Origin of the sequence: Streptomyces hainanensis (genome assembly GCF_004348415.1) — a bacterium.
Lineage (GTDB): Bacteria > Actinomycetota > Actinomycetes > Streptomycetales > Streptomycetaceae > Streptomyces > Streptomyces hainanensis.
The window spans coordinates 1-4,423 of sequence record NZ_SMKI01000567.1; the positions used below are offsets into that span (position 1 = coordinate 1).

General features: G+C 76.9%; 3 protein-coding genes. All 3 read right to left on the reverse strand.

From position 1 onward, the window contains the following. On the reverse strand, window positions 1-1,825 hold a 1,825-nt coding region (locus E1283_RS32580; RefSeq protein ID WP_132821767.1), incomplete at its 3' end, for a molybdopterin-dependent oxidoreductase. After that, the gene (locus E1283_RS32585) at window positions 1,822-2,835 is read right to left on the reverse strand and encodes a peroxidase-related enzyme (RefSeq protein ID WP_132821768.1); all 1,014 of its coding nucleotides are present in this window, start codon (window positions 2,833-2,835) and stop codon (window positions 1,822-1,824) included. The genes E1283_RS32580 and E1283_RS32585, both read right to left, overlap by 4 nt. A gap of 13 nt (window positions 2,836-2,848) precedes the next feature. Beyond that, window positions 2,849-3,808 carry an ATP-binding cassette domain-containing protein gene (locus tag E1283_RS32590; protein ID WP_165956330.1) on the reverse strand — a complete coding sequence of 320 codons (960 nt, stop codon included), beginning with the start codon at window positions 3,806-3,808 and terminating at the stop codon, window positions 2,849-2,851. Between the last annotated feature and the right edge of the window lie 615 nt (window positions 3,809-4,423).

A 4,423-nucleotide genomic window follows, 5' to 3' on the forward strand; every position in this document is an offset into this window, starting at 1 on the left:
GTTGAAGCCGAGCGAGGAGGCGCCGCTGGCCGGGGCAGTCGTCGTAGCCGAAGGAGGCGACGGTCGCCGAGTACAGCTCGATCCGGCCGGACGGGGTGGCCAGCGGGTGGCGCTTCGGGTCGGCGCGGAAGCGTTCGTAGAGGGTGTGCCGAAGGCGCCGCCCGGTCAGCGTGACGCGGCCGGCGTGCCAGAACGCGTCGAAGTCCTCGGGGGGTGTGTGCTCGGGTGGCAGGTCGGCGCGCCAGCCCTCGTAGAGGTGGACCAGCCACTCCCGGGCGGTCCTGCCCTCGGTGAACTCCGCGCCGACGCCCAGCTCGTGGGCGAGGTCGGCGAAGATCGCGTAGTCGTCGCGTGCCTGGCCGCGCGGGGCGGCGACCCGGTGCATGGCGACCAGCACCGGGTCCTGGCGGGCGGCGCCCAGGTCCTCGCGCTCCAGGGTGGTGGTGGCGGGCAGCACGATGTCGGCGTGCCGGGCGGTGGCGGTCCAGAACGGCTCGTGCACGACGACCGTGTCGGGGCGGGTGAAGGCGCGGCGCAGCCGGGCGAGGTCCTGGTGGTGGTGGAACGGGTTGCCGCCCGTCCAGTAGACGAGGCGGGTGTCGGGGTACGTCAGCCGCCGGCCGTCGTACGCGTAGCTCTCGCCGGGGTGGAGCAGCAGGTCCGCGATGCGGGCCACCGGGATGAAGTCGGGGACGGGGTTGGTGCCCTGCGGGAGGGTGGGCAGCCCGTAGGGCAGCAGTCCGGCCCCGGTGCCCGCGGTGGCGCCGTAGCCGTGGCCGAAGCCGCCGCCCGGCAGGCCGATCTGGCCGAGCAGGGCGGCCAGCGCGATGCCGGCCCAGACCGGCTGCTCGCCGCGGTGGGCGCGCTGCAGCGACCAGCTCAGCGAGACCAGGGTGCGGTGGGCCGCCATCTCGCGGGCCAGCGGGGCGATGCGGTCGGCGGGGACGCCGCAGACCGCGGCGGCCCAGGCGGGGGTCTTGGGCACGCCGTCCGCGGCGCCCAGGACGTAGTCGCGGAACACGTCGAAGCCGGTGACGTGGGTCGCGCAGAACGCGGCGTCGTAGCGGCGTTCGACCAGCAGGACGTACGCGAGGGCCAGCAGCAGGGCGGTGTCGGTGCCGGGCAGCGGGGCGATCCACTCGGCGTCGAGTTCGTCGGCCAGGTCGTCGCGGAGCGGGCTGACCAGCACGAAACGGGCGCCGCGGTCGCGGGCGGCGCGGAGCTGCCCGGCGGCGGAGTGGCGGCTGACGCCGCCCGAGTTGACCTGGGAGTTCTTTGCGGGCATGCCGCCGAAGCAGACGAACAGATCGGTGTGCTCGGCCAACACGAGGTAGGTGGTGGGCTCGACGATCGACCGGTCGTCGCCGACGACGTGGCACAGCAGGTTGCGGGAGGCGCCCAGGCTGTAGGTGTTGACCGAACGGGTGTAGCCGCCGAGGTGGTTGAGGAACCGGTGCACCTGGCTCTGGGCGTGGTGGAAGCGGCCGGCGCTGCCCCAGCCGTAGGAGCCGCCGAAGACGGCGGAGTTGCCGTGGGCGGTGCGTACCCGGTCGAGCTCGCCGGCCAGCAGCGGGATGATCTCGTCCCACTCGACGGGCACGAAGGCGTCCCGCCCGCGGCGCTCGTCCGGGCCCGGCCCGTCGGTGAGCCAGCCGCGCCTGACGTGCGGACGGTCGACGCGGGCCCGGGTGAACCCCGGCAGGTTGCCGAGCAGCGGGGAGGGCTCGGGGTCGCCGGGGTCGGGCCGCACGGTGAGCCGGTCGTCGGCCGGGTGGTGGGCCGCGTGGAAGGCGCCGTAGTGCGAGCTGTGCGGGTGTCCCCTCATGGCACGGCCGGCTCGTGGTGGCTGCCGAGGCTGAGCATCAGCCGGTTGGCCCAGGCGAAGAAGGCGGCGCAGTGCACCAGGTCGACCAGCTCCAGGTCGGTCAGGCCGGCGTCGCGGAGGTCGGCGACCTCGGCTCCGGTGGCGGTGGTCGGCACCGGCGCGAGCCCGGCGGCCAACCGGACGACGAGGCTGGCGCGGCGGCCGACGACGGCGTCCGAGCCGTGGGCGAGCAGCCGGGCGACGGCGGCCCGGTCGAGGCCGTGCCGGGCGGCGAGCCTGGCGTGCACGGAGACGCAGTATACGCAGCCGTTGTGCAACGAGACGGCGGTGGCGGCGAGTTCACGCTCCGCGCGGGGCAGGCCGCCCTCGGAGGCGAAGGCCGCCAGGTCGATGGCGGTGCGTTCGGCGAGGATCGCCAGGTCGTGGCCGAGGGTGCGGAAGTAGGGGCTGTCCGGACGCTTCCCGGCGAGCGCGTGGTGGTGCTCGGCGGTCAACTCCTCGACGGGGATGGGGCGGACGGCGGGATGCCAGGTCAGCACCTCGGTGGTGTAGCGCGGGCCGCCCTCGACGGTGGGCGGCGGGCCGGCGGCGGGCTCGCCGGTGGCCAGCAGCCGTAGCCCGGCGGCGAGTTGCAGCTGCTGGTTGACGAAGGCGACGCCCTGGGAGAGCGAGACGATCTCGGCGTCGCCGAAGCCGGCCGCGCGGAGCGCGTCGATGTCCGCCGCCGAGGCGGCGGCGGGGCGGTGGGTGAGCAGCCTGGCGTGGGCTACCGCCGCCGCCGTACGGGGCCCGTCCTCCTGCCGGCCGGCGTAGTGCGCGAGCGCGGCCGGGTGCCGGTGGGCGGCGGCCACGGCGCCGGCGGCGGCCCACAGCTCGGGTGGAGCCGTCGCCTCGGCGCCGAACAGCACGTCGTGGGCGCGCTGTTGGAGCTCCACGAGACGGGGGCGCGGCGCCCGCAGCCGGGCGACCTCGGGAAGGTCCCCGGCGAGCCGGTCGATGACGTCGTACACGGTGCCTCCCTCCTCAGGCGGCCGCGGGGCGGCGGGCGGAGAGGCCGGCGGCGAGCAGGGCCCTGGTGTAGTCGCTCTCCGGGCGTTCCATGATCTGGTCGCGGTCGCCGGCCTCGACGATCTCGCCGGCGCGGAGCACGGCGATGCGGCTGCTCATGTGCCGGACGACGGTGAGGTCGTGGGAGATGAACAGCATGGCGAGGCCGCGGCTCCGCTGGAGTTCGGTGAGCAGGTTGAGCACCTGGGCCTGCACGGACACGTCGAGCGCCGAGACGGGCTCGTCGGCCACCAGCAGCCGCGGTTCGAGCGCCAGGGCACGGGCGATGCCGACGCGTTGCCGCATCCCGCCGGAGAGCTCCTCGGGGTAGGCCGCGGCCAGCGCCGGGTCGAGCCCGACCTCGGCCAGCAACTCGGCGACGCGGGCGCGCCGTTGGGCGCGGGTCAGCTCGGTGTGGAACAACAGCCCGGCGCCGACGGTGTCGCCGATCCGGCGATCGGGGTTGAGGGACCCGTACGGGTCCTGGAACACCATCTGCACCTGCGGCGCGAGCCGGCGCCGCGCGCGGCGGGAGGCGTGGGTGACGTCCTCGCCGTCCAGCAGCACGGACCCGGAGTCCGCGCGCCGCAACCCGAGCAGCACCCGCGAGATGGTGCTCTTCCCGGACCCCGACTCGCCCACCAGCCCGAACGTCTCCCCGGCGGCGATCTCGAACGACACCCCCCGCACGGCCACCTGCCGGCGGCCCAACCGGCCGGGGTACGAGACGGTCAGATCCCTGACGGCGAGCAGCGGTGCCGCCGACGGGGCCGCGTCGGCGGCCCCGTTGCGGGCGGCCGCGTTGCGGGCGGCCGCAGCCTCCGGCCGGCCGGGCGCGACAGCCGCCGGCACGGTGGCCTGCGGCGCCGGCCCGACGGCTTCGCGGCCGGTGGGTGTGTCATGGCCGGCCTCGCCGGCCGACGTGCCCGTCGCCACGGGCGTGGCCTCCGACCGGCCTGACGGCGGCGTCGCCGTGGTCGGGCGGCCGGCCGATCCCGCCGCGGGGGCCGCCGGCGAGGCGTCCGGCCGCCGGGGCGGCTGCGCCGCCGCCTGTGCGCCCGCCGGGCCGGTGTCCGTCCCAGGGGTACCCGCCTCAGCCGGCGAAGCCGGCAGGCCGGCCGGCGCCTCCGGACCACCGAGCCCGACGGCAGCCGAGCCGGCCTCGGCGCCGGCGTCCACACGCCGCGGCACGGCCGACGGCTGCACCGTGGACTCCGGACCACCGGTCGGTCCCACCCCGGCGCCAGCCGGGCGGGCTTCGCCGCCAGCCAAGGTGTCAGCCACAGACGTACCCGCCTCAGCCGGCGGGCCGGCCTCGCCGGCCGACGTGGCCGGCGCCGCGGGCGCGCTGGCCCCGGCGCCAGCCGGGTCGGCGGCCGCCACAGGCGGACCCGCCTCAGCCGGCGGAGCCGGCGGGCCGGCCGCACCGGTCGGGGGCTCCGGCCCCGACCCGTCGCCGGCGGAGCCGACCCGGAGGGTCGGGTCGGCGAGCGACTCCTCGTCGATGGGGCCGATGAGGCGGGTGACGACCTCGGGGACGGTGGGGAGGCG